General features: G+C 65.9%; 18 protein-coding genes. 6 read left to right on the top strand and 12 right to left on the bottom strand.

Annotated features, from left to right (window positions below; all coding sequences use genetic code 11):
• The 3 genes from I6E04_RS05190 (at window position 1) to I6E04_RS05180 (ending at window position 4079) form a co-directional block, all read left to right on the top strand.
• Window positions 1-864, top strand: a complete 864-nt coding sequence (locus tag I6E04_RS05190; RefSeq protein ID WP_235422113.1) for a carbohydrate ABC transporter permease — start codon at window positions 1-3, stop codon at window positions 862-864.
• Window positions 864-1709, top strand: a complete 846-nt coding sequence (locus tag I6E04_RS05185; RefSeq protein ID WP_235422110.1) for a carbohydrate ABC transporter permease — start codon at window positions 864-866, stop codon at window positions 1707-1709. The genes I6E04_RS05190 and I6E04_RS05185 overlap by 1 nt, the downstream gene beginning before the upstream one ends.
• A gap of 174 nt (window positions 1710-1883) precedes the next feature.
• On the top strand, window positions 1884-4079 hold the full coding sequence (locus tag I6E04_RS05180) for an alpha-galactosidase (RefSeq protein WP_235422108.1): 2196 nt from the start codon (window positions 1884-1886) through the stop codon (window positions 4077-4079).
• Between the two features lie 345 nt (window positions 4080-4424).
• Here I6E04_RS05180 and I6E04_RS05175 read toward each other — a convergent pair whose 3' ends face one another.
• Both I6E04_RS05175 and I6E04_RS05170 read right to left on the bottom strand, forming a co-directional pair.
• Window positions 4425-6092 carry a UDP-glucose--hexose-1-phosphate uridylyltransferase gene (locus tag I6E04_RS05175; protein ID WP_235422107.1) on the bottom strand — a complete coding sequence of 556 codons (1668 nt, stop codon included), beginning with the start codon at window positions 6090-6092 and terminating at the stop codon, window positions 4425-4427.
• Window positions 6083-7267, bottom strand: a complete 1185-nt coding sequence (locus tag I6E04_RS05170) for a galactokinase (protein ID WP_235422106.1) — start codon at window positions 7265-7267, stop codon at window positions 6083-6085. The genes I6E04_RS05175 and I6E04_RS05170 overlap by 10 nt, the downstream gene beginning before the upstream one ends.
• 429 nt (window positions 7268-7696) lie before the next feature.
• On the opposite strand from I6E04_RS05170, the gene I6E04_RS05165 reads away from it, so the two are divergent.
• A complete protein-coding gene (locus tag I6E04_RS05165; RefSeq protein WP_235422105.1) occupies window positions 7697-8482 on the top strand; it encodes a DeoR/GlpR family DNA-binding transcription regulator in 786 nt (261 codons plus the stop codon).
• Window positions 8483-8572: 90 nt separating this feature from the next.
• Here I6E04_RS05165 and I6E04_RS05160 read toward each other — a convergent pair whose 3' ends face one another.
• The 8 genes from I6E04_RS05160 to I6E04_RS05125 all read right to left on the bottom strand — a co-directional run bounded on the left by I6E04_RS05160 (window position 8573) and on the right by I6E04_RS05125 (window position 18627).
• On the bottom strand, window positions 8573-9214 hold the full coding sequence (locus I6E04_RS05160) for a metallophosphoesterase family protein (protein ID WP_235422103.1): 642 nt from the start codon (window positions 9212-9214) through the stop codon (window positions 8573-8575).
• Window positions 9211-11172 (bottom strand): BMP family ABC transporter substrate-binding protein, encoded by a 1962-nt coding sequence (locus tag I6E04_RS05155; protein WP_235422102.1) that lies wholly within the window; start codon window positions 11170-11172, stop codon window positions 9211-9213. Before I6E04_RS05155 ends, I6E04_RS05160 begins: the two co-directional genes overlap by 4 nt.
• A gap of 336 nt (window positions 11173-11508) precedes the next feature.
• Window positions 11509-12810 (bottom strand): branched-chain amino acid transport system II carrier protein, encoded by a 1302-nt coding sequence (gene brnQ / locus I6E04_RS05150; RefSeq protein ID WP_235422101.1) that lies wholly within the window; start codon window positions 12808-12810, stop codon window positions 11509-11511.
• 177 nt (window positions 12811-12987) lie between these two features.
• A complete protein-coding gene (locus tag I6E04_RS05145) occupies window positions 12988-13977 on the bottom strand; it encodes an ABC transporter ATP-binding protein (RefSeq protein ID WP_235422100.1) in 990 nt (329 codons plus the stop codon).
• 3 nt (window positions 13978-13980) lie between these two features.
• Window positions 13981-14970, bottom strand: a complete 990-nt coding sequence (locus I6E04_RS05140) for an ABC transporter ATP-binding protein (protein WP_235422099.1) — start codon at window positions 14968-14970, stop codon at window positions 13981-13983.
• A 12-nt stretch (window positions 14971-14982) separates the two neighbouring features.
• Window positions 14983-15876 (bottom strand): ABC transporter permease, encoded by an 894-nt coding sequence (locus I6E04_RS05135; protein WP_235422098.1) that lies wholly within the window; start codon window positions 15874-15876, stop codon window positions 14983-14985.
• Window positions 15877-15885: 9 nt separating this feature from the next.
• Complete coding sequence (locus tag I6E04_RS05130) at window positions 15886-16806, bottom strand: ABC transporter permease (RefSeq protein ID WP_235422096.1); 921 nt, start codon at window positions 16804-16806, stop codon at window positions 15886-15888.
• A gap of 117 nt (window positions 16807-16923) precedes the next feature.
• Window positions 16924-18627 carry an ABC transporter substrate-binding protein gene (locus tag I6E04_RS05125; protein ID WP_235422095.1) on the bottom strand — a complete coding sequence of 568 codons (1704 nt, stop codon included), beginning with the start codon at window positions 18625-18627 and terminating at the stop codon, window positions 16924-16926.
• A 36-nt stretch (window positions 18628-18663) separates the two neighbouring features.
• Here I6E04_RS05125 and I6E04_RS05120 point away from each other — a divergent pair, with 36 nt between their 5' ends.
• Together I6E04_RS05120 and I6E04_RS05115 are read left to right on the top strand one after the other, a co-directional pair.
• Window positions 18664-20229, top strand: coding sequence for an alpha-L-fucosidase (locus tag I6E04_RS05120; RefSeq protein ID WP_328225447.1), 1566 nt, complete (start codon window positions 18664-18666; stop codon window positions 20227-20229).
• A gap of 6 nt (window positions 20230-20235) precedes the next feature.
• The gene (locus tag I6E04_RS05115) at window positions 20236-22887 is read left to right on the top strand and encodes a transglutaminase domain-containing protein (RefSeq protein WP_235422091.1); all 2652 of its coding nucleotides are present in this window, start codon (window positions 20236-20238) and stop codon (window positions 22885-22887) included.
• Window positions 22888-23076: 189 nt separating this feature from the next.
• Here I6E04_RS05115 and I6E04_RS05110 read toward each other — a convergent pair whose 3' ends face one another.
• On the bottom strand, window positions 23077-24018 hold the full coding sequence (locus tag I6E04_RS05110) for an ROK family protein (protein WP_235422090.1): 942 nt from the start codon (window positions 24016-24018) through the stop codon (window positions 23077-23079).
• Window positions 24019-24141: 123 nt separating this feature from the next.
• A complete protein-coding gene (locus I6E04_RS05105; protein WP_235422089.1) occupies window positions 24142-24621 on the bottom strand; it encodes a hypothetical protein in 480 nt (159 codons plus the stop codon).
• Between the last annotated feature and the right edge of the window lie 146 nt (window positions 24622-24767).

Genomic DNA, 24767 nt, shown 5'->3' with positions numbered 1-24767 from the left:
ATGGCAAGTACGGCCGCAATCGGGTCGAACCGCAGGAAGACCTTCATGGCGATTTTGATCCCGGTCCTAGTGCTTTTCTGCGCATTCAATACGTTCCCGCTCATCACGGGCTTTTTGTACAGCTTCACCGACTCCAAGGGCTACGGCAGCTTTAACATCGTCGGCATCCAGAACTACATCGACATGTTCAGCGATACCCGTATCCTGAACTCCTACCTGTTCACGTTCAAGGTGGCCATCGTCGCCACGCTCGGCACGAACGTCATCTCGCTCATGCTGGCCATCGGCCTGTCGAGCAAGATCAAGTTCAAGAGCGCGCTGCGCGGCATCTACTTCGTGCCCCGCATCCTGGGCGCCCTGGTCGTCGGCTACGTGTTCAGCTACTTCTTCACCTACATCGTGCCCGCCATCACCGGCGGCGAGTCCATCCTCGCCAGCACCGAATGGGCATGGGTGGCCATCGTGATCGTCGTCGTGTGGCAAGCCTGCGCGCAGACCACGATCATCTACATCACCGGCCTGTCGTCGGTTCCCGAGGACGTCTACGAGGCCGGCGCGCTCGATGGCGCCACCGGCTGGGACAAGTTCCGCTACATCACGTTCCCGCTCATCATGCCGAGCGTCACCACCAACATGGTGCTCGTCATGAAGGACATGCTGATGGTCTTCGACCAGATCGTCTCGATGACCTCCGGCGGTCCGGCGCAGTCCACCGAGTCCATCTCCTACCTCATCTACAACAACGGTCTGTCCGGCGGCCAGTTCGGCTACCAGTGCGCCAACGCGGTGATCTTCTTCATCCTCATCGCCGTCGTCTCCATCCTGCAGACCAAGTTCTTGAACAGTAAGGAGGAGCAGCTCTAATGGCTAAAGACAAAGTGAAAGAGCGGGTCAACTGGCCTGTCACCATCCTGCTCATCATCGGCCTCATCACTATCATCTTCCCGCTCTACATGGCGGTCGTCATCGCCTTCAAGGATCCCTCCGAGATGACGAACGACATCGCCGGCATCCTGTCGCTGCCGAGCACGTGGAGCCTCGACAACTTCATTCAGGCCATCCAGGTCACCGATTTCTTCCATTCGTTCTTGAACTCGCTGATCATCACCGTCGTGGCCGTCGTGGCGTCCATCCTGATCCACAGCCTCGCCGCCTACGCGATCGGCCGCAACATGGATCACAGCCGTGTCTACAAGGCGTCCTACTACTTCATCATCGCCGGCATGTACGTGCCCTTCGCGATCCTGATGATGCCGCTCGTCAAGCAGACCGCCGTGATGCACCTCGACAACATGGTCGGCGTCATGCTCCTCTACATCGTGTTCTACATGCCCATGAACATGATGCTCTACACCGGCTACCTGCGTAACATCCCCATCGCGCTCGAGGAGGCCGCGCGCATGGACGGCGCCTCCACCTGGAGCACCTACTGGAAGGTCATCTTCCCGCTCATGAAGCCCATGCACGCCACCGTCGCCGTCATCACCGGTCTGGCCGTGTGGAACGACGTCATGACCCCGCTCGTCATCATGGGCGGCCAGGGCGTCAACACCCTGCCGCTCGCGCAGATGAACTTCCAGACCGCGTTCTCCACGAACTACAACCTGGCGTTCGCCTCCTACCTGCTCGCCATGCTCCCGATGATCATCTTCTACATCATCGCGCAGAAGCAGATCATCGGCGGTGTCACCAACGGCGCGGTCAAGTAGCTCTTATGCGACATTACTTGCATATGATGCGACATATGCATAGCAAATGTAGCTTATAGCCCCTGGCACTTGGGCCCCGGAATCGGGGCCCAAGTGCCGTAAAATACCAGCCGCGTGCACGCTTCGTGCACGCGAATCCCACCTGTTCCTACAAGGAGAAATCGAGCGAAGACGATGCCCATTCTCATCGACGAGGCGACCCGTACCTTCACGTTGCACACGCGGAACACGACCTACCAGATGCAGGCGGACCGGTTCGGCTACCTGCTGCATCTGTATTACGGTACCCGCTCCGAGGGCGATATGGGGTACCTGCTCACCTATGCGGACCGCAGCGGATGCTGCACGAGCCCCCACGAGGCCAAGACGCGCACCTACTCGCTCGACGTCCTGCCGCAGGAGTTCCCCTTCCAGGGCAACGGCGACCTGCGCAGCCCCGTGTTCGTCATGCGCGACGGCGACGGCACCTTCGGCTGCGATCTGCGCTACGTGCACCACGAGGTCCGCGAGGGTAAGTACGACCTGCCGGGCCTGCCCGCCGCCTACGCCGATGCCGTGGCCGACGGTGCGCAGACGCTCTCCGTCACGCTCGCCGATACGCGCTGCGGCGTCGAGGTCGAGCTGCTGTTCGGCGTGCTTCCCGAGCTCGATGTCATCACGCGCGCCGCGATCGTGCGCAACGTCGGCGCCCGTCTCGTGGTCGTCGAGAAGCTGCAGACCGCCTGCCTCGACTTCGTCCACGGCGACTTCGACGTCATCACCTTCAACGGCCAGCACTGCATGGAGCGCAAGCCCGACCGCCACGAGGTGCGCCCCGGCTCGTTCAGCGTCGGCAGCCGCCGCGGCCAGTCCTCGCATCAGTACAACCCGTTCATGATCGTGTGCGACCACGACGCCACCGAGACGGCGGGCCGCGCCTGGTCGATGTCATTCGTCTACAGCGGCAACTTCAAGGCTGAGGTCGAGCAGACCCAGTACCAGCAGATCCGCATGCAGATGGGCCTGTCCGACGAGCTGTTCTCCTACCCGCTCGAGGCGGGTGGGCAGATCGTAGCCCCCGAGGTCATCATGACCTACTCCGCGCACGGCCTCGAGCGTATCTCGCACAACCTGCATCGCTGCATCCGCACGCACGTGTGCCGCGGCGACTGGCGCGACCGCCCGCGTCCGATCCTGGTCAACAGCTGGGAGGCGCACTACTTCACCTTCACCGGCGACGAGCTCGTCCGCCTTGCCGCCAAGGCCGCCGACCTGGGCATGGACATGCTCGTCATGGATGACGGCTGGTTCGGCGAGCGCGATGACGACTACCGCTCGCTCGGCGACTGGACCGTCAACGAGGAAAAGCTCGGCGGCACGCTCGGCCAGCTCATCGAGCGCGTCAACGCCCTGGGCGTCAAGTTCGGCATCTGGGTGGAGCCGGAGATGGTCAACGAGAACTCGCGGCTCTTCCGCGAGCATCCCGACTGGGCGCTCGCCGTCCCGGGCAAGCAGCCCGCGCTCGGCCGCGATCAGCTCGTGCTCGACTTCTCCCGCGCCGAGGTGCGCGACAACGTGTTCGAGCAGCTGTGCCATGTGCTCGACCAGGGCAACATCGAGTACCTCAAGTGGGACTTCAACCGCAGCCTCGTCGACATCTACTCGCACGCGACCGCCGACCAGGGCCGCGTGACCTACGACTACTACCTGGGCCTGTACGACGTGCTCGAGCGGCTCGTGCAGCGCTACCCGCACCTGCTCATCGAGGGCTGCGCCGCAGGCGGCGGGCGCTTCGACGCCGGCATGATGCACTACACGCCGCAGATCTGGACGAGCGACAACACCGACGGCCACGACCGTATGACCATCCAGTACGGCACGTCGTTCGGCTACCCCTGCTCCACCGTGGGCGCGCACGTCTCGGCCTGCCCCAACGAGGTCAACGGCCGCACCGTGTCGCTGTCCGCGCGCGGCCTCATCGCCATGGCGGGTGGCGGCTTCGGTTACGAGCTCGATCTGCTTGAGCTACCCGAGCGCGCCTGCGAGCTCATCCGTGGGCAGATCGAGCGTTTCCGCGACATGGAGCGCATCGTGCGCGAGGGCCTGTACTACCGCCTGACGAACCCCGCGACCGACGATCTGTACGCATGGGAATTCGTCGCCGAGGACGGCTCCGAGGCCGTCGTGAACGTCGTGGTCGCGCGCGCCGAGGGCTACGGCGAGGCCAAGTACGTCGTCCCGCGCGGCCTTGTGCCGGGCGCACGGTACCGCGAGGTCAACTCCGACACCGTCTACGCCGCCGACGCGCTCATGGACATGGGGCTCCCCCTGCCCGTCGGCTCGGCGCTCTACATGGCGCGCAGCTATCACTTCGAGCGCGTGGACGGGTAGGTAACGCAGAACACGTCCCCAAGCGACAAGATGGGGCCAGGTTCAATCTTGTCGCACACAGGGAGGGTCCCGCGCCATGGCTGCGCGGGACCCTCCTTTTAGAATGCGCGCCGCAGGGGAAGGCGCACCCATCTTGCCCATGGGTTTGTTTCAGATGGAGCTCGCTTTATGAAACAAACCCATGGGCAAGATGTTTTCGCGACAGGTTTGAACCCGGCCCCAACCTGTCGCGACAGGTTTGAACCCGGCCCCATCTTGTCGCCATCCTGTCGCGACACACAAAAGCGCTCCGTGTCGGGGCATCGAACACGGAGCGCCATGAGAAAGAGGGATGATCGGTGATCGCTACAGGGCGTCGATGAAGCGCACCATCGCGGCACGGCCGGCCTCGTCCCACTTGAACACGCCGGCGTCGGCGAGCACATGCCCGAAGACGTCGCTCACACCGTCGCGGATGATCTGCTCGGCGGTGTCGGCGGTGATGTCGGGATGGGCGCAGGCGAGCTCCAGAGCCCAGGCGGCGTGCGACGCCATCAGCGGGTCGGCCTCAAGCTCGGCGGCAAGCGTCGCATGGTCGGTCTCGCCCGCATGGGCCAGCAGATGCTCGCGCACGGCGCCCAGCTCGTCGACCAGACGCGGCGGCAGGATCGCCAAGCCCATGACCTCGATAAGCCCGATGTTCTCCTTCTTGATGTGATGCCACTGCGCATGCGGGTGGAACACGCCGAGCGGGTGCTCGTCGGTCGTGATGTTGCAGCGCAGGGCAAGATAGAGCACGTAGCCCGCGTCGGTCTTGCAGGCGACGGGCGTGATGGTGTTATGACGCACCGTCTGCCCGTCCTCGACCGTCTCGGCGACCACGCCGGCGGCGGCGTCGGAGTAGCCGCGCCACACGTCGAGCACGTGCGCGGCGGCGTCGAGCAGCTGCTCGCGGTCGGCGCTCGTCAGGCGCAGCACGGACATGGGCCAGCGCACGACCTCGCACGAGACGGCGTCGAACCCGTCCATCGCAAACGTCGACTCCGCGGGCGCCTTCATCATGGGGAACACGTGGCGACCGCCCTGGAAGTGGTCGTGCGATAGGATCGAGCCGCCGACGATCGGCAGGTCGGCGTTGCTGCCGACGAAGTAATGGCCGAACAGCTCCACGAAGTCGAGCAGGCGCCCCATGTTCTCGCGGTCGACGTGCATGAGGCGGTGCTCCGCACTCATGGCGATGCAGTGCTCGTCGAAGTACGCATACGGGCTGTACTGCAGACCCCAGTGCTCACCGCCGAGGGTGATCGGCAGGATGCGCAGGTTCTGACGGGCGGGATGCGCGCCGTGGGCGGCTCCCGCGCCGCGGCCGGGATACCCCTCGTTTTCCATGCACAGCTGACAGGCCGGGTAGACGTCGCCTGTATCCTTGGCGGCGCCCGCCGCCGCGATCGCCTTGGGATCTTTTTCGGGCTTGGACAGGTTGATGGTGATCTCGAGCTCGCCCCACTCGGTCGCCGAGGTCCACGCGATGTTCCTCGCGATGGCGGCCTTGCGCACGTAGCGGCTGTCGCAGCTCATCTTGTAGAACCAGTCGGTCGCGGCGACCGGACCGTAGGCGCGGTACAGCGTGGCAAAGCGGCGCTCGACCTCGGAGGGGCGCGGCATCAGGATGTTCATCACGCGCGTGGCGATGCGATCGGCACCCGACGGCGTGTCCTCCTCCTGCCCGTTTGCCACGCCGGCCGCGGCGATCCGCTCAACCGTCCCCTCGAGGTCGAAGGTCTCGTCGACGGCGGCGACGGCCATCGGCGCGTCCGCGTCCAGATGCGACGTCGGAGCCACCGCGTAGGCGGCATCGAGCAGCACCGAGGCGTTCGGCGCGGTGGGACCGACGGCGCCCACGGCCTCGAGCACGGTGTTGTAGGCCCAGACGGCATCGCCGGGCAGCACGAGGCCGCAGCGGACGGCGTAGGTCACGAGCGCCTCGATATCGGCCGCGAGCTCACGCGGCCCGTAGGTCGACGTTACAGCCATGCCGCATACGCCCCCTCGGATGCGATGCGGTAGGTGCGGCAGTTGCCCTCGCCGAGCCATGCATCCATGCTCTTGACGAAGTGGTCGACCATGTCGAGCGGCACGAACGCCTGGATCGAGCCGCCGAAGCCGCCGCCGTGGATGCGGACGGCACCGTTGTCGCCCAGCACGTGCTCGGCGAGCGCGAGCGCCACCATGGCGGGCTGATCGTTGCCGCCGTTGGCGACGTTTTGCAGGTACATGCCCGAGCTTGCGCCCGAACGGCGCGTGAGGTCGAGGAAGGTGTCGATATCGCCGGCGCACAGGGCGTCCCAGCGCTCGATGACGAGCTGGTTCTCGATGTAGTAGTGCAGGGCGCGCAGCACCGGGCGGTCGCCGAGCTTGGCGCGCAGATCGACCACGCGCTCGTCGAACGCCTCGGCCGGCACGTCGCACAGGCGCGTCTGGCCGAACTCGGCCGCCACCGCCTGCATCTCGCCGGGCACGGCGGCGTAGTCGGCCGTGCTCACGCTGTGATCGGTGCCCATGTAGGCCAGGCACAGCGCGTAACCCTTGTCGGCGAAGTCGAAGTCGAGCTTCTCGGACACCGGATGCGCCGGATCCTTGAAATCGATGTGGGCGATGCCGCCGAGGGCCTCGGACAGCTGGTCCATAAGGCCGCAGGGCTTACCGAAGTAGACGTTCTCGGCGCGCTGGGCGGCCTGGGCCATCGCGGTCGGGGTCACGGGGTCGCCGGGCCACAGGGTCTCCATCACGCGGCCGACGGCGAGCTCGAGCGCCGCCGAGGACGACAGGCCGCTGCCGCCGGGGATGTCGCTCGTCATGACGAGGTCGAAGCCCTTGACCTCGCGCCCGGTGGCGGCCAGCTCCGCGGCCATGCCGCGCACGAGCCCGGAAGTGCTCACCTGCTCCTCGGGACGGGCGGACACATCGGAAAGGTCGATCTCGAACGGCTCGTAGCCCTCGCTCGCCACGCGCGCGACCATCGTGCCGTTGAGCGCCGCGATGCCCTCGATGGCGACGTCCAGGGCGCCCGCCACGACATGGCCGCCCTCGTGGTCGGTGTGGTTGCCGGCGATCTCGCTGCGTGCCGGCGCGTGCACGTGGGCAAGCGCCCGATTGCCGCCGAACTGCTCGACGAAGCGGTCGATCAAGGTGGGATCTGGCGAACTCATGGCGTGTCTCCCCTCTATCGGGCGGGACGCACCGGGCGTCCCGCGGATGTCACCATCGCGCGGAGCACATGCCCTCATCCGCGCGACGCCCTCACCTTCACTGTGCGATTGTGTAAGGGTTTGTTATCTCTGGTTCTGACTGTAGCACACGGGATACCGCCCGACCCGAACGGAATGCGACCAATTCGGCCGTCGGATCCATCGATGTGCACAGTGCTGGGCATCACTCATTGATACCCATATTTACCAGCTTGTTTCTTACTATTGACCCCAATGTGACAACCCGGACTCGAACATTTGGACCCGGCGCGCCTGATCGAACGTGGCGGCTCCGTGAACGTCGACCGCTCACCCGCCAAGACCGACCGTCCACCTCGATGTTGACCAAGTTTGTTCGTTTATGTTGAAATACGTGAGAGGTGGTACCAGATGCTCAAAGCCCAACGCCAGGAACAGATCTTACGCCGGCTCGCCCGCGAGGGGACCGAGTCGGTGAGCGACACCGCTCGCGCGCTCGGCGTGTCCGAGATGACCATCCGGCGCGATCTGGAGGAGCTCGCCGACCGCAACATGGTCGAGCGGGTCTACGGCGGCGCGCGCCTGCCCCGCAACCTTAGGGACACCTTCTCCGCCGACGGCATCCCCGTGCCGCGTGAGTACAGCCACACCGAGAAGCGCCATCTGCACACCGAGGAGAAGGCGCGCGTCGCGCGTCGCGCCGCATCACTCATCGAGGCGCACGACACGGTCTTCCTCGGCGCCGGCACCACGGCCGAGCAGATGGTCGACTACCTGCCGGATATCCCCGTCCGTATCGTCACCAACTCGCTGTCCATCTTCCGCAAGCTCGAGCATGCCACCGCCGTCGAGCTCTACCTCGTGGGCGGCCTGTATCGCCGCCAGACCGGTTGCTTCGTCGGCGTCATGGCCGAGGACGCCGTCGCGCCGCTCGGCATCGACAAGGCGTTCATCGGCACGAACGGCATCGTCGGCGACTCGCTGTTCAACGCCGATATCGACGAGGGGCGCCTTCAGCGGCTCGTATTCGACAAGGCACACCGCCGCTATGCGATCACCGACGCGAGCAAGATCGGTCGCCGCGACTTCTACGCGTTCTACCGCCTGATCGACCTCACCGCGATCATCTGCAGCGGTCAGATCGACGCGGATAAGCGCGAGGAACTCGAGCAGCAGGTTCAGCTCATCGAGGCGTAACGGCTACGGGCGAAACGCGGGCAGGCGCATCCCGACGCACCGGCCCTCGAGCGCTCGCGACACACCGGGCACGGTGTGCGCCCGTCCGCCCTACCCCACCGTCGGCACCAAAAACGGCTCGCGCTCGCGGATCAGCTCGTCGGGATACTCGATGATATGCCCGCCGAACGCGTTGACCACCTTCGTGCCGCACGGGTGCTCGATCGTGCGCGCCACGCGCCCGTAGTTCATGTGCACGTGTCCGTGCACGAGGTAGGCCGGCTTGAGCTTGTCCACGTAGTAATCGAAGCACTCGAAACCCTGATGCGGCAGGTCGTCCATATCGCCGTACCCGCGCACCGGCGCGTGGGTGACCATGAGGTCCACCCCGCCCGTCGCACGGGCGAGCAAGGCGAGCTTGCCCACGCGCGAGCGCATCTGCTTTTCGGTGAACCCGAAGATCCGGTCGTTGTACTTCATGGATCCGCCGACGCCGAGGATGCGGATCCCGTGGAAGTCGCACAGCTGCCCCTCGATCGAGATGCACCCTTGTGGCGCGTGCCGCGCATACGACATGTCGTGGTTGCCCCACACGTACAGCAGCGGCACGTTGGCGAGCGTCTCGATATGCTCCAGGTAGCGCGCCGGCAGATCGCCGCACGACACGATGAGCTCGACGCCCTCCATGCGCTCGCGATCGTAATGGTCCGTCAGCCACGACTCCTCGACGTCCGAGATGACGAGTATCCTCATCGCTTAGCCTCGCGCTGCGCGGCGACCAGCGGATCGATGGGGATCACGCCGCTGACCGAGACCTCGTCCAAGGCGCGCTCGGACAGCTCGCGCTCCTCCGGCAGGCGGCCGACGACGTTCTGGTTGAGCCACGCCATGCGGGCGATGTCGTTGCTCGACAGGCGCGGCGCCCCTTGGGGCTGGACCAGGCCGCTCTGGCTCACCAACTCGTCGGAGAACGGATGGGTCTGGCCGGCGAGCATGCTCTGCTTGAACACCTCGACCAGATTGCGCTGACGCGCTGGCACCACATCCGACACGCGCACGTCCATGACGCCCGACGACAGACCCCACCAGTAGTTGAGCGCCTTGTTGCGCAGCTCGTCGCCCTCGCGGCGCCACGAGTCGTCGCGGATGGACTGGACGATCCGTTCATAGAAGCGACCCCAGCGCCAGACGGGCTCTGCCAAGCGGGTACGCGTGCCGTCGTGCTCGACCATATAGAGGCCCCATGCCTCGTCCGCGCGCCGCGGGTTGGGCACGTCGCGCGCGCAGACGATGCGCACATCGGTCTCGGACAGCTCGCGGCGCCAGTCGTAGTCCTTGGCGGAGTACCACTTGAGGTACACCGTCGCATGCGGGTCGACCGTCTGGACGCCCACGGCGAAGGCGTTGATGCCCGCCACCGTGCCGTACACCGGGGAATCCGCCACGTATCCCACGCGATGGTTGTCCGACAGGCTCGCCGCCAGCACGCCGAGCAGGAACTTGACCTCGTAGGTCTTCGTGGCAAAGGTACGCACGGCCGAATGCGACAGGCTGACCGAGCAGTTGAGCACCTTGAGCTGGGGGTACCTGACCGCTGCGCGCAACGCTTGGGACATCTGGGTGGGCACGTTGGTCACGATGAGGGTGTTCCCCGCGCGCACTGCGGCGTCGACCGCCTCGTCGAAGGCGGCGTCACCTGCGCAATCGTAGTATGCCGACGTGTTGACCACGCCGCCCAGGCTGCATTCGAGCTCCCGCCGCCCCTGCTCATGCGCGACGGCCCAACCGGAGGTCTCCGGGTTCCGCTCGTAGATGAACGCGATATCGATCGGCTTGAGGGGCCTCGTCTTCTTGTACAGGCCCTTGAGGTCCGACAGGATCGTCCCGCGCTCGGGCGCGGAGGGCTGCTCCAGATACGCGATCGGATCCTCGCTCGTCTTGACCTGCAGCTCTCCCCAAATGCGCCCCAAGCGGTCCGCGATCTCGACGGGAGAGGCGCAGACGGCGAGCTCGTAGCCGTAGAGCTTGAGGTAGACGAGGAAGGCGTCGCCGGCGGTCATGTTGAGCGCATCTCCGCCGCGCTGGGCAAACGACGCCGCGAAGCCACCGAACGCCGAGCGCAGGGTCTTGACGTCGTCTTCGGGCCACGGCGTATCGAGGTCGTGCCCGGCGAACACGGCGAGCCGTTCGAAGGACCCCTCTTCCGAGAAGTCGATACCGTAGATGGGCGCGACGCGGTAGAAGCGCATGAACTCCTGGTAGATGCGCGACTCCTTGTCGTCGGAGGGCATGGGCAGCACGCGTGTGACGTTGGCCGTGATGGTCGGCGCGTCAATATAGCGCGAGACCGAGACGCGTTTGTTGCCCTCTTGGACGTAGAAACGCTGCAGGTACTCGTAGACGATGATCGGCTCGTGCAGACCGACGTCACGTTGGGAGTCGATCAGGGCGCTCCATTTGGCGGCGAACTCGGAGTCCTCCTCGAGCAGCGGCATGAAGTCGCCGGAAAACGAGTTCTGCCGTCCGTGCGTGCGTGTGCCGACGATCAGGGAGAGGTCGATTTCCATGACTCCCAAGGGGACCTCCCCTTGATAGCCGCGGTCTTTGAGGATGTCACTCAACGCGACCGGATAGGGATAGCGTCCCGCCGACACGTCGCGCTGGACCTGTCGCAGACCCGCTTTCCTCGCCTTGCGATAATCCTCGATCATGGAAGCCTCCTCGCGCACCGCTTTCGCGACCCCCGCTTCGAGACTATTATCCCCTCGGCGGCGACGCGAACCCGCGTTCGGCGAAGGCGACAGAACTATTGCGCATCTCATACCAAGATGATGGGTTTTTCCTGCGAAAAGCTGCCATTTTGGGACATCGACGCACCCAGTGCCCCAAAAGGGGCCAGGAGGACATTGGGGCATGGAACACGGCCGAAATCGACTGTGCGGCTGCGGAACGTTTTGAGCACCGAAACGTTCCATAGGTGATCAGTCGACACCGCGGCAAGGGCACCCTCGCGTCAAGGGATATGAAACCGGCGAGCAGACCCCCGATCACCGTGCCAGTTTGGCGTGTACGTAGCCGATCGCGACCGCCACGAGCGCCGGCGCGACCCACGCGAGCCCCATATCTGCCAGCGGCAGCGCATCCGTCGCGATCCAAGCACCCGGCGCGAATGCGTCACGCAGCGCGATGACGACGCTCACGATGGCGGTGACGCCCACGACCCATGGCCACACTTGGGGCGCACGGTCGCAGACACCATGCAGCATGCCCATGATCACGAGCACGATCGCGATGGGATACAGCGCACCGAGCAGCGGCACCGAGAAGGCCAGGATGGCGTCGAGCCCGAAGTTGGAGATCACGCACGAGAACGCGGCGAAGGCCAACGCGCACCAGCGATACGGCACGGCGGAGATCTCCTGCGAGAAATACGTACCGCAGCAGCTGATGAGGCCGATGCACACGTTCAGGCACGCGAGCAGGAAGATCGCGGCGACGACCACGGTGCCGACCGCCCCGAAATGCGCCGTCGCCGACGCCGTGAGCACCGTCGCCCCGTTGGTCGCGCCGGCGGCCACCTCGGTCGCGTTGACACCGACGTAGGCCAAGCCGCAGTAGATGAGCACCATGAGCACGCCCGCGATCACGCCGGCGCTCGAGATGGCACGCGCGAGCGGACCCGGCTCCGTGACGCCCATCTCGCGGATATTCGTCGCGATGACGATGCCGAAGGTGAGGGATGCCAGCAGATCCATCGTCTGGTACCCCGTCAAGAAGCCCTGGATCGCCGAAGCATGGTCGTAGGGCGCCTGCGGAGCGGCCGCCTGCACACCCGGTGAGACGAGCGCCGCACCCGTGACGACCACGATCAAGGCGATGAGCGCCGGTCCGGTCACCCGGCCCAGCAGACGGGTCAAGCGTCCGGGATGCATGGCGAGCAGATACGCGACCGCGAAGAACGCGACCGAGAACACCAGACGCACGGTATCCAGCGAGACGTCTGCAGGCAGCAGCGGTGCCAGCATCTCGAAGGCCGTGGACGACGTACGGGGAATCGCCAGGCAAGGACCGATGGCCAGATACACCGCGGCCACGAACACGCGGGCGAACAGCGGATGCACGCGCCCGGCAAGCTCGCGCACGGTGCCCGCGAGCGCCACGGCGATGATGCCCAGCACCGGCAGTCCGATGCCCGCGATCAGAAAGCCGACCGTCGCCGGCACCGCCGACGTTCCGGCCTGCAGGCCCAGAAGCGGCGGCAGGATGAGGTTGCCCGCTCCGAAGAACATCGAGAACAGCGTCACTCCGACAACAGCCAGCTGCCGAGGCTCGAGTGTCCGTTGCGTCATAGCGGGTTCCTTTCATCCGATAGATCGTCGCAGCCGCGGCGGTTCGCGCACCGTGCGGCATATGCACTATGCGCCTTCGCGCACCGCAAAACAAGGGCGCACCGCGCCCGCATACGAAAAACGGGCGCACGCCGGTATCGGCGTGCGCCCGCAAAGCGCCAAGGCTATGGAACCGTCTTACAGCTCGCGTCCCGGATAGTGACAGTTCACGAAGTGGCCGGGCTTGACCTCCTTGGCGGGAGGAACCTCGGCGGAGCACTTCTCCGTCGCATGCGGGCAACGGGTGTGGAACGGACAGCCGCTCGGGATGTTCGTGGGGCTCGGCAGGTCGCCCTCGATGAGGACGTGCTTCTTCTCGATCGTGGGATCGGGAATGGGCACGGCGGACAGCAGCGCCTGCGTGTAGGGATGCTGCGGATTGGAGTACAGCTCCTCGTTGGGCGCGACTTCCATCATGGTGCCGAGGTACATGACGCCGATGCGGTCCGAGATCATCTCGACGACGGCGAGGTCGTGCGAGATGAACAGGTAGGTCAGGTTGTAGCGCTCCTGCACGTCGCGCAGGAGGTTGAGGACCTGGGCCTGAATGGACACGTCGAGCGCCGAGACGGGCTCGTCGGCCATGATGAGCTTGGGGTTGACCGACAGGGCGCGCGCGATGCCGATGCGCTGGCGCTGGCCGCCGGAGAACTCGTGCGGATAGCGCTCGCCGTGGGTCGCGGGCAGGCCGACGACCTCGAGCAGCTCGTGCACGCGCTTCAGGCGCTCGCCGGGGCTCATGTTCGTGTGGACCAGCAGGGGCTCGGCGATGATGTCCTGAACCCTCATGCGCGGGTTCAGCGAGCCGTACGGATCCTGGAAGACCATCTGCATCTCGGAGCGCAGCGGGCGCATCTCCTTGGTGGAGATCTTCGCGATGTCCTTGCCCTCGAAGATGATCTCGCCGGAATCGGGCGTGATCAGACGGTCGATCAGGCGGCTCGTGGTGGACTTGCCGCAGCCCGACTCGCCTACGAGCGAGAAGGTCTCGCCGGGCATGATGTCGAAGCTGACGTTGTTGACGGCGTGGACCCACTTCTTGGGCTTACCGAAAAACGTCTTGCCCACGGGGAAGCGCTTGCTCAGGTTCCTGACGGACAGCAGGGGCTCAGTTGCGGTAGCAGCCATCGCTTACGCCCCCTTTCGTGCGTTGGTGTGGAACGGGCAGGCGGCGTAGTGGTTCTCGCTCACCTTGTGGAGCTCCGGCAGCGCCTCGCTGCACGAAGGCTGCGCGTACTTGCAGCGCGGCGCGAAACGGCAGCCCGCGGGCATGGCCGCGAGATCGGGCACGGAACCCGGAATGGACGGCAGGCGATGCACGCGGCTGCCGAGCTTGGGCACGGACTCGATCAGGCCCTGGGTATAGGGGTGCTGCGGGTTGGCGAACAGCTCCTTGACCGGGGCCTCCTCGACGATGTTGCCCGCGTACATGACGATGACGCGGCTGCAGGTCTCGGCGACGACGCCCAAGTCGTGAGTGATCATGAGGATGCCGGTGTTGCGCTTGTTGCGGATGTCCTCCATGAGCGCCAGGATCTGCGCCTGGATCGTCACGTCGAGCGCCGTGGTGGGCTCGTCGGCGATGAGCAGCTTGGGCTCGCAGGACATGGCCATGGCGATCATGACGCGCTGGCACATGCCGCCGGACAGCTCGTGCGGGTAATTGCGCAGCGTCATCTCGGGCTCGGGGATGCCCACGAGCTTGAGCGCGGACACGCAACGGGCGTGCAGCTCTTCTTTGGAGAGATCCTTGTTGTGCAGCGAGATGGCCTCGACGAGCTGGTTCTCGATACGCATGATCGGGTCGAGCGCGCTCATGGGCTCCTGGAAGATCATCGAGATCTCGTTGCCGCGGATGGACTGCATCTCGGACTCGGAGAGCTCGAGGATGTGCTTGCCGCCGAAGGAGATGTCGCCGGTGATGCGCGTGGACAGCTTGTTGTGCAGGCGCATGATGGACATCGAGGTGACGGACTTACCGCAGCCGGACTCGCCCACCAGACCGACGATCTCGCCCGCGTCGACGTGGAAGGACACGCCGTTGACGGCGGTGATCCAATCCTTCTTTCCGCGCTTGAATTCTGTTCTGAGGTCCTTGACCTCAAGCAAGGTTTCAGCCATGAGGACCTCCGACTAGTTGAGCTTGGGATCGAGCGTGTCGCGCAGGCCGTCACCGAAGAGGTTGAAGGCCAGCACGGTCAGGAAGATCACCAGACCGGGGAACAGGACGAGGTGCGGAGCGATGGCCAGGTAGTTGCGGCCCTGCGACAGGATGGCGCCCCACTCGGCCTGAGTGACGTTGGCGCCGAAGCCCAGAAACGACAGGGAGGACGCCGACAGGATGGCGCCGCCCACGTTCATCGTGAAGTTGACGATGAGCGCCTGCATGGTGCCGGGGAAGATGTGCACGAACATCGTGCGCGCCGGCGTGCAGCCGATGGACTGCGAGACCTCGACGTACAGCTCGCCGCGGACCTCGAGCACCGCGCCGCGGATGATGCGCGCGAACGAAGGCACCGTGAACACGGCCAGGCCGATCATGATGTTGGTGATGCCCGGGCCGATGATGGCCACGATGGCGATGGCGAGCAGGATCGACGGGAACGCGAACATGACGTCGCAGATGCGCATGATGATCGAGTCGATGATGCCGCCGAAGAAGCCCGCGATCAGGCCGAGGACGACGCCGCCGGCCGTACCGAGGATCGACGCGGTGAGCGCCGTGCCGAGCGACAGCTGGGTGCCGGCGAGGATGCGCGAGAAGACGTCGCGGCCGAACTCGTCAGTGCCCCAGATATGGCGCGCGGACGGACCGGCGAGGATGGCGCTGTAGTCATAGGCGTTGGGATCGTACGGGACGATCGACGGGCCGATGACCGCCATGATGAGGATGAACACGATGAACGCGAAGCCGAGCACCGCGGTCTTGCGGCGCAGGAACTTCTTGATGAACTGCACCGTGGGGTTTTGCGCCTGGGGCAGCTCCTCCGCCGTGGTGGCGGCAGTAGTTTGCTTGGTATCAGCCATAGTCGCCTCCTATTCGTATCTCACGCGCGGGTTGATGACGGCGTAGAGGATGTCGGCAAGCAGGTTGATCACCATGTACTCGAAGGAGAAGAACAGGATGAGCGCCTGCACGACCTCGTAGTCACGGAACCCGATGGAGTCGACCAGCAGACGGCCCATGCCGGGAATCGAGAACACGCTCTCGACCACGACGGAGCCGGCGATGAGGGCGCCGATCTGCAGGGCGGTCACGGTGATGATGTCGATCGAGGAGTTCTTGAAGGCGTGGACCATGATGACGCGCGGCTCGGGCAGGCCCTTGGCGCGCGCGGTGCGGATGTAGTCCTTGCCCAGGTTCTCGATCATGGACGAACGGGTCACACGGGCGAGAATGGCCATGATGCCCGCGCCCATGGCGACCGAGGGCAGGACGTAGCCGCGCCAGTCCTCGAGGCCGCCGGTCGGGAAGATGCCCAGGTTGACCGAGAAGATCTGCATGAGCTGCAGGCCGAGCCAGAAGTTGGGCAGCGAGATGCCGGCAATGGCGATGAGCATGCCAAGCAGGTCGAGGGCGCGACCGCGGTTGATCGAGGCGATGACGCCGATGATGATGCCCAGGATGACCGACCAGGTGATCGAGCAGATCGTCAGGTAGATCGTGATCGGCAGACGCGGGGCGAGCAGGTCGGCCACCGACGTGTTGTTGGTGAACGAGTGACCCAGGTCGCCCTGGAAGATGCCGGTGATCCACTGGATGTACTGCGGCACGAGCGGCTGGTCGAGGCCGAGCTCGCGACGGATGTTCTCGATCTCGCCGATCGTCGCGGTGGGGCCGCCGATCTGGCGCGCCGGGTCGCCCGGGATCAGGCGAACGAACATGAAGATGATGATGGAGATGACGATCAAGAGCGGAATCATGCTCAAGACGCGCTTAACGGCATATTTCCCCATGTAGCTCCCTCCCTTTCTGTCTTAACCGAGGTGATACGAGGGCTGCCAGCCCCCGCGGCGCGGAAGCTGGCAGCCGACAAACATCCTCGATGTAGGACTCAGGACGTGTGCAAGTTACTAGACGTTCAGCGTCGCGTGGATGACGTCGATGCCCTGCGCCACGTACTTGACGCCGTTGAGGTAAGCCTTGTAGGACAGGAGGGTGTTGTCGCTGGCGAGGAACAGCCAGGGGCACTCCTCCCAAGCGATGTCCTGGCACTTGCCGTAGTGCTCGTTCTGCTCCTCCTCGGTGGGCGCGGCGTTGCCGGCCTCGAGCTCGGAGTCGAACTCGTCGTTCTTCCAGAAGGCGGTGTTGTAGCCGGTCGGCGGCACCATGGCGCTGGAGAGCAGCGAGCGCAGGAAGCCGTCGGGGTCGGACTGCGACCAGTTGACGTACCACATCTGGAGCTCGGTGGTGTCCTCGGGCTCAGCGGCGATCTCGGCGTTGGTGGCAGCTTCGTTGGGCAGGACGTTCACCGTGACGCCGATCTTCTCGAGCTGCTGCATGACGAACGTGGCGCCCTTGGTCTCCTGCGTGGAGTTGTCGCAGATGATGGAGACCTCGAAGCCGTCGGCGTAGCCGGCCTCCTCGAGCAGGCTCTTGGCCTTGTCGATGTCGGTGTCGTACGGCGTCTGCGCCTTGTAGCCGGGGACGAGCTCGGGCAGGCAGGAGGTCGCGGGCGTGGCGGCGCCGGAGTACATGACGTTGACGTACTCGTCCTGGTTGAACGCATAGTTCAGGGCCTGGCGCACGCGGACGTCGGACAGCGGCTCATAGTTGGTGTTGAGCGTGACATAGCGCATGGTCGTCGAGGGGATCGAGATCATGTTGATGTCGCCGGCGGAGCGCACCGTGGCGACCTGGTCGGTCGGCATCGGGTAGATGGCCGTGGCCTCACCGGTCTGCAGGGCGGCGATACGGGAGCCGGCCTCGGGCACGACGCGGAAGTCGATGCGGTCGATGGAGGGAGCCTCGCCCCAGTAATCCTCGTTGCGGACGATGGAGACGTGGTCGCCCTGCGCGTACTCCTCGAGGACGTACGGGCCGGAACCCGCGGACTTCTTGGAGTAATCCCAGCTGGAGTCGGCCAGCGCCTTCGGGGAGATCAGGTAGAACTGCGTGATGGAGTTCATGAACGGCGCGTACGGGTTCGGCAGGTGGAACTCGACGGTGTACTCATCGACGGCCGTGCAGGCATCGACGCGCGTGTTCTCGGTGTTCTCGTCGATGGTCTCGATGAACATACGACGACGGCGCCAGTTGTTCTCGGGGTTGATGGCGGCCTCGTAGTTGGCCACGACGGCCTCGGCGTTCAGCGGCTCGCCGTCAGTGAAGGTGATGCCCTCGTTCAGGTGGAACGTGTAGGTGCAGGCATCCTCGGAGACCTTGTAGTCCTTGGCGGCACGCGCCTTGTACTCGTAGTTCTCGTCGAGATCGTACAGGGAGTCATAGATGTAGTACACGACGTTGCCGGAGTTGCCGTCGGACCAATCCATGGGGTGCATCTCCTGGAACTCGCCCTCGAAGGCCAGGATGCACTCGTTCTTGGGAGCCTTGCCGTCGGTCTTGGTGGCCTTGACGACGAAGCCGTCGGCGTCGGCCTCGATGGTCTCGACGCTCGTGGTGCTCGAGCCGGCGGGCGTGCTGCCGGTGGTCTCGCCACCACCGCCGCAACCGGCCAGACCGAGACCCGCGACCGTCGCCGCGGCGGCGGCAGTGGCGCCCACGAACCCGCGACGGGTAACGCTGGAGCCGGCCCAGTTCTTGCTCTGTTTGTCCATATCAGACACCCCTTCCGCACCTCTCTTATACAAGATATGGCGCATTTTGATGTATTGGCACCAAAAGCACGAGCGCTCCGCAGATGCGCGCAGCGAAACGGCTATACTACGTGCCCGCGAGAACATAGTAACGCTTTATCGCACAGAAGAGCGACTATCGCCAAAGCGGCCATACCGTTCACGCGCCGGAAATCGACCGTTCACCGTGAGGAATTATCGAAATTCCTGCATACGGCCACAACGGTCACTCAAACAGATGTGGAGGAAACGTTGGCTTACCAGTTTGACCGCGCTCGGTACGACGAACGCATGAAGTGGTATCTGCACGACCGCTTCGGTCTGTTCATCCACTTCGGACTCTACGCGATCCCCGCCCGCGGCGAGTGGGTCCGCAGCACCGAGGAGATGCCCGAGGAGCAGTACCTGCCGTTTTTCGACGAGTTCAACCCGACGGCATTCGACGCCCGCGCCTGGGCGCGCGCGGCCAAGCGCGCCGGCATGCGCTACGCGGTGCTCACCTCCAAGCATCACGACGGCTTCTGCCTGTTCGACACCGCCACCACCGACTTCAAGTCCACCAACACGCCCTTCGGCCGCGACATCGTCGCCGAGTTCCTCGAGGCCTTCCGCGCCGAGGGCATCCGCGTGGGCCTGTACTACTCCATCATCGACTGGCATCATCCCGACTTCCCCCAGTACGGTGACCGCCAGGCGCCACTTCGCAACGATCCGGTCGCCGGATCCAACGAGCACCGCGTGTTCGACCGCTACCTCGACTACATGCACGAGCAGGTGCGCGAGATCTGCACCAACTACGGCAAGCTCGACCTGCTGTGGTTCGACTTCGCCTACGACGACCTGCGCGGCGAGGCATGGCGCGCCACCGAGCTCATGAACATGGTGCGCGAGCTCCAGCCCGACGTGGTCGTCGACAACCGCCTCGAGGTCTCCGGCGAGGGCTTCGGGTCGCTCGCCAGCGGCAACCCCACCCCCTACCACGGCGACTTCGTCACGCCCGAGCGCATCCTGCCCCCGCAGGGCCTGTTCGACGTCAACGGCGAGCCGCTCGCGTGGGAGGCGTGCATCACCATGAACGACAACTGGGGCTACTGCGCGACCGACACCAACTACAAGCCCGCCGACCTGCTCATCCACAAGCTCGTGGAGTGCGTGTCCAAGGGCGGCAACATGATCTTGAACGTCGGACCCGACGCCACCGGCCGCTTCCCCGACCAGTCGCTCGCGATCCTCGACGAGATCGGCCGTTGGATGGACCGCAACGGCGCGAGCATCTACGGCTGCGGCCGCGCCGCCGGCGGCCCCATCGAGGTCGACCGCCCCGAATACGGCCGCATCACGCGCAACGGCAACACCTATTACTTCCATCTCTACGAGAACGCCCTCGGCCCCGTGCCGCTGCTCGGCGTCCCCAAGGATCGCATCGCCCGCATGCGCCTGCTGCGCGACGGCACCGAGGTGCCGCTGTCGAACAACTGGGTCCATAGCGATTATCCCGACATCGCCTTCGCCGACCTGGGTCCCTCGCCCGTGCTGCCCGACCCGGTCGACACCGTACTCGCCGTGACCATCAAGGAGGACTGACGCGGTATGCCCTTTCTATCCGAATCCCTGCACGCCTACGCGCAATCGCGCCTCGACGCGCGTCGCGAGCTCCTGGCCCCGCTCGCGCATGAGATCGACGCCGCGCTCGCGGGTCTCTCCGACCGCAGCGAGCAGACGCTTCTCAAGCTCTACCTGGGCACGCTCCCGCTGACCGACGTCTTCGACAACGACCTCGACCTGCTGGTCTCGTTTGCCCGGCAGGCCCGCGAGCTGCGCGCCACGAGCCCGTGGTGCAAGGACGTCCCCGAGCGCGTCTTCGTGCACTACGTCGCCTGCCCGCGCGTGAACAACGAGCCGCTCACCGACGCCTGGCCCGTCTTCCGTGCGGCGCTCGCCGAGCGCGTCGCCGGGCTCGACGCCGACCGCGCCATCCTCGAGACCAACTACTGGTGCGCCGAGACGGCCACCTACCAGGCATCCGACGGCCGCACCCTCGGCCCGCTCGGCGTGCTCGCCTCCGGCGACGGCCGCTGCGGCGAGGAGTCGACCTACCTCGTGACCGCACTGCGCTCCATCGGCATCCCGGCGCGCCAGATCTACACGCCGTGGTGGGCGCACTGCGACGACAACCACGCCTGGGTCGAGGCGTACGCCGATGGCACCTGGTACTACCTCGGCGCCTGCGAGCCCGAGGAGGCACTCGACCGCGGCTGGTTCACCGCCGCCTCCGGCCGCGCTATGCTCGTGCACACGCGCCTGTTCGGTGACTTCGGCTGCGACTTCGAGGGCGACCGGCACCTGCTCTCCCGCGAGGGCAACCAGGTGATCGTGAACCTCACCGGCGCCTACGCCCCCACCACGCTGCTCACCGTGACCGTCCGCGATACGGCCGGCGCGGCCGTCGAGGGCGCCTCGGTGCGCCTGCGCCTGGTGAACGAGGCCTCCTGGCGCGACATCGCCCATCTGACGAGTAGTGCCGACGGCACCGCCGAGATCGTGGTCGGCAAGGGCACGCTGCGCGTCGTGGCGACCACCGCCGACGGCATGGCCGAGCAGATCATCGACACGACGACCGACGACCGCATCGAGCTGACCCTGGGCGAGACCGTGACCGGCGACACCGCTTGGACCGATTTCGACGTCCACGCGCCCGCCGACCACCCCGCGCCCTGCGGCCACCTGACCCCCGAGCAGGCCGAGCTCGGCCGCGCCCGCAAGCGCGAGGCCGACCGCATGCGCACCGAGCGCGTCTCGGGCAACGTCGAGCGCGCCCGCGAGATCGCGCGTTCGTGCGGCCACGCCGATGACGGCTGCCTCGCCTTCTTCGAGCAGGCCTTCGCCAACGCCGACGAGGTCGCGCGCTTCCTGAGCGTCGACGACGGCGCCGACCGCGCCGCCCTGCTGGGGACGCTCACGTCCAAGGACTTCCGCGACCTGTCCGCCGACGTGCTCGAGGATCATCTGACCGGCGCCCGCGCGGTGCACGACGACGCGCTCGCCTACATCGCGCGCGAAGGCGTGACCGACCCCGAGCTCGCCGAGCAGCTCTACGTGGACTACGTGCTGTGCCCGCGCGCCCACTTCGAGCACATGTTCCCCTACCGCGCCTTCATCCGTTCCTTCTTTAGCGCCGAGGCCGTTTCCGGCTTCATCGCCGACCCGCTGAACGTCTGGACCTACATCTGCGACCACATGTCGTTCGATTCCGTCGAGCACGTCAAGAAGCACGTGGGCTCGCCGCGCGGCGCCCTGCTTTCCGGCCAGGCCAGCGCCGTCACCCGCCGTGCGCTGTTCGTCGCCATCTGCCGCACCTTCGGCATCCCGGCGCGCATCAACCACATCGACGCCGGCATCGAGTACTTCGCGCACGGCGAGTTCGTGCCGGTCGAGCATGCCGAGAAGGGCACGAACGTCGCCTTTTCGAGCGACGCCGATCCCGCGCCCGGCTACTTCCAGACCTGGAGCGTGGCGCGCTACCTGCGCTTCACCGCGGTGAGCGGGCAGGGCGCCCAGGGCTTCAAGGTGCTCGACTACTGGAACAAGGCGCAGTTCGTCGACGGCGTGTGCCACCTGCGCATGCCGTACGGCGAGTACCGCCTCACCACCGCGGTGCGTCTGCCCAACGGCGACGTGCAGGCTTCCGAGCGCGCGTTCGAGGTCGTCGAGGGCGGCAACGACGAGCCCATCGAGCTCAAGCTGCGCGAGCCCGACGTCTCGCAGATGCTCGCCGACATCGCGCTCGACCCGTTCCAGGCCGTCGATGGCGCCGGCGCGCCCTTCGACCCCGCCACCATCGCGCTCGCGCACGGCGAGGACGTGCATCCCGTCATCGTCGCCTTCCTCGAGCCCGGCATGGAGCCGACCGAGCACCTGCTCAACGAGATGCGCGAGCAGACCGACCGCCTGAGCGCCGCCCAGGTGCCCGTCGTGCTCGTGGTACGCGACGCCGAGGCGCTCGCCGACCCGACGCTCGCGCGCACCCTGCCCGAGCTCACCAACGTCACCGTCGCCTACGACGACTTCTCCGAGCTGCCCGAGCGCTTGGCGCGCCGCATGTTCGCCAACCCCGAGAAGCTCCCGCTGTCGCTGCTCGCCGTGGCGAACGGCGACGGCTCGCTCACCGGTCGCTACGCCGTGGGCGGCTACAACGTGGGCAGCGTCGACCTGATGCTCAAGCTCATCGCCCTGGAGCACTAGGCACGCCTGCGGACACACGTCCGACATGCCAAGCGGCCCGATCGTCTCGCACGACGATCGGGCCGCTTTTTGCTGTCCAGATGTCCCAAAAGGGACCGGCCCTTTTGGGACATGTTCAGACGCGAGGCCCGGCGGCGCGGAAAGCGCAGCCGGGCCTCGTCACATCATATGGGCGGAATCGAGATGCCTCTACGCCTCCATGAGGCCGGCGTAGGCGGCGCCGATCAGGCCGGCGTCGTTGCCGAGCGAGGCGATCTCGATCGGCGTGTCGGCGCACACGGACAGCGTGTAGTGCTTGAAGCGCTCGATGAGCTTGTCCAGGAACAGGTCCCCCGCGGCGGACAGGCCACCGCCGAGCACGATGGCCTCGGGGTCGACCGTGCAGGCCAGGTTGGCGAGCGCCAGGCCGAGGTACTCGACCATGGTGTCGACGGCAGCCGCGGCGGCCTCGTCGCCCGCCTGGTAGGCGTCGAACACGCTCTTGGAATCGGAGGGACCGGAGAGCTCGACCGGCTGGGTACCGCGCTTCTCGCACTCCATCTTATAGGAGTTCACCACGCCGGTCGCCGAAGCGTACTGCTCGAGGCAACCGCGGCGGCCGCAGCCGCACACGCGCTCCTCGGCCGAATTCACGCAGGTATGGCCGACCTCGCCGCCCGCGCCGTTGGCGCCGCCGATGACCTTGCCGTCGATGACCACGCCGGCGCCGATGCCGGTACCGAGCGTCACGAGCGCCATGCTGCGATGGCCGAGCGCGGAGCCGCGCCACATCTCGCCGAGCGCGGCGGCGTTCGCGTCGTTGACGAACGCGACCGCGGCGCCCTCGAAGGCCGCCTCGAGCGTGGCGCCCAAGCCGGGCAGGTCGAGCGATGCATTGGCGATCAGCTTGACGTTGCCGTCGTCGGGCACGGGGCAGGGTACGGCCAGGCCGATGCCCTTGAGGGCGACGTCGCCGTCCTGGGCATCCAGCAGATTCTTGATGCCGTCGATGACCGCTGCGTAGCCCGCCTCGTCGATGAGCGGAGGCGTGGGCACGCTCAGCTTGGAGAGCACCTCGCCGTTGCGGTTGACAAGGCCCTCCTTGACGGTCGTACCGCCCACGTCGATGCCCACGAACAGTTCCTCGGCCATATGCGGCCCCCTTTCTGGATATGTATCGGTGCCACCCATGATACCGCGACGATATGCCGTTTTGTCCGTGTTCGGCGAGCGGCGCGATAGAACGGAAAACAGGCTCGCTCGTGGCACCCGAGCCTATGAGGCGAACCCCGCCGCCAGCTCCTTGTCGAGAGCTGCTTTCAGGTCGTCCTCGTCGAGCTCCAGATCGACCTCGAGCCGCAGGGGCTCGCCGTCGCCCACGAAGTGGAACACCGTGGGCACCGTCTTCACCCCGTGCCGGTCGCGAAACGCCGCCAGCTGCTCATCCTGCGCGGTATCCGTGCTGTCGAGGTAGTACAGATCGACGCCCTGTCCGGCGAACACGGCGGCCATCGACGGCAGCAGCTTGCGGCACCACCGACACGTCGGACGGCCGATATACAGGTAGAAATCCTCTCCCGCACCCTCTTTCGCCGCAGCCCCTGCCGCGTCGACCCCGATGAACCCCGCGGCGGCCTTATCGTACGCCGCGAGCTCGCGCTGCAGCCGCTCGTCCTCCTCGGACGCCGTCGCCGGCTTGAGCTCGCAAACACCATCGATCGAGCACGCGCCCGCAGCCTGATTCCTATCGTCCATGGCAACCCCTTTCGAACGTGACCGTCATCTCCATCATACCCGCCGTGGCAAGACGGCGGACACCCGACAGCATGCGGACACGACCCGCGCCGCGGGCAGCCGCTATGCGGACAAACCGGGCGGTTCGATCGGCTGGAAAACCATGT

It is taken from the genome of Collinsella tanakaei, assembly GCF_021531055.1.
In the GTDB taxonomy this organism is placed as follows: Bacteria; Actinomycetota; Coriobacteriia; order Coriobacteriales; family Coriobacteriaceae; genus Collinsella; species Collinsella tanakaei_B.
Note: the sequence above shows the minus strand (reverse complement) of the source record. Positions and strands in the feature narration are given on the sequence as shown.

Bases quoted from the DNA above. Each gene is read 5' to 3' on its own strand.
- I6E04_RS05190 (WP_235422113.1), top strand. From the start codon at position 1: ATGGCAAGTACGGCCGCAATCGGGTCGAACCGCAGGAAGACCTTCATG.
- I6E04_RS05185 (WP_235422110.1), top strand. From the start codon at position 864: ATGGCTAAAGACAAAGTGAAAGAGCGGGTCAACTGGCCTGTCACCATC.
- I6E04_RS05180 (WP_235422108.1), top strand. From the start codon at position 1,884: ATGCCCATTCTCATCGACGAGGCGACCCGTACCTTCACGTTGCACACG.
- I6E04_RS05175 (WP_235422107.1), bottom strand. From the start codon at position 6,092: ATGGCTGTAACGTCGACCTACGGGCCGCGTGAGCTCGCGGCCGATATC.
- I6E04_RS05170 (WP_235422106.1), bottom strand. From the start codon at position 7,267: ATGAGTTCGCCAGATCCCACCTTGATCGACCGCTTCGTCGAGCAGTTC.
- I6E04_RS05165 (WP_235422105.1), top strand. From the start codon at position 7,697: ATGCTCAAAGCCCAACGCCAGGAACAGATCTTACGCCGGCTCGCCCGC.
- I6E04_RS05160 (WP_235422103.1), bottom strand. From the start codon at position 9,214: ATGAGGATACTCGTCATCTCGGACGTCGAGGAGTCGTGGCTGACGGAC.
- I6E04_RS05155 (WP_235422102.1), bottom strand. From the start codon at position 11,172: ATGATCGAGGATTATCGCAAGGCGAGGAAAGCGGGTCTGCGACAGGTC.
- brnQ (WP_235422101.1), bottom strand. From the start codon at position 12,810: ATGACGCAACGGACACTCGAGCCTCGGCAGCTGGCTGTTGTCGGAGTG.
- I6E04_RS05145 (WP_235422100.1), bottom strand. From the start codon at position 13,977: ATGGCTGCTACCGCAACTGAGCCCCTGCTGTCCGTCAGGAACCTGAGC.
- I6E04_RS05140 (WP_235422099.1), bottom strand. From the start codon at position 14,970: ATGGCTGAAACCTTGCTTGAGGTCAAGGACCTCAGAACAGAATTCAAG.
- I6E04_RS05135 (WP_235422098.1), bottom strand. From the start codon at position 15,876: ATGGCTGATACCAAGCAAACTACTGCCGCCACCACGGCGGAGGAGCTG.
- I6E04_RS05130 (WP_235422096.1), bottom strand. From the start codon at position 16,806: ATGGGGAAATATGCCGTTAAGCGCGTCTTGAGCATGATTCCGCTCTTG.
- I6E04_RS05125 (WP_235422095.1), bottom strand. From the start codon at position 18,627: ATGGACAAACAGAGCAAGAACTGGGCCGGCTCCAGCGTTACCCGTCGC.
- I6E04_RS05120 (WP_328225447.1), top strand. From the start codon at position 18,664: ATGGCGCATTTTGATGTATTGGCACCAAAAGCACGAGCGCTCCGCAGA.
- I6E04_RS05115 (WP_235422091.1), top strand. From the start codon at position 20,236: ATGCCCTTTCTATCCGAATCCCTGCACGCCTACGCGCAATCGCGCCTC.
- I6E04_RS05110 (WP_235422090.1), bottom strand. From the start codon at position 24,018: ATGGCCGAGGAACTGTTCGTGGGCATCGACGTGGGCGGTACGACCGTC.
- I6E04_RS05105 (WP_235422089.1), bottom strand. From the start codon at position 24,621: ATGGACGATAGGAATCAGGCTGCGGGCGCGTGCTCGATCGATGGTGTT.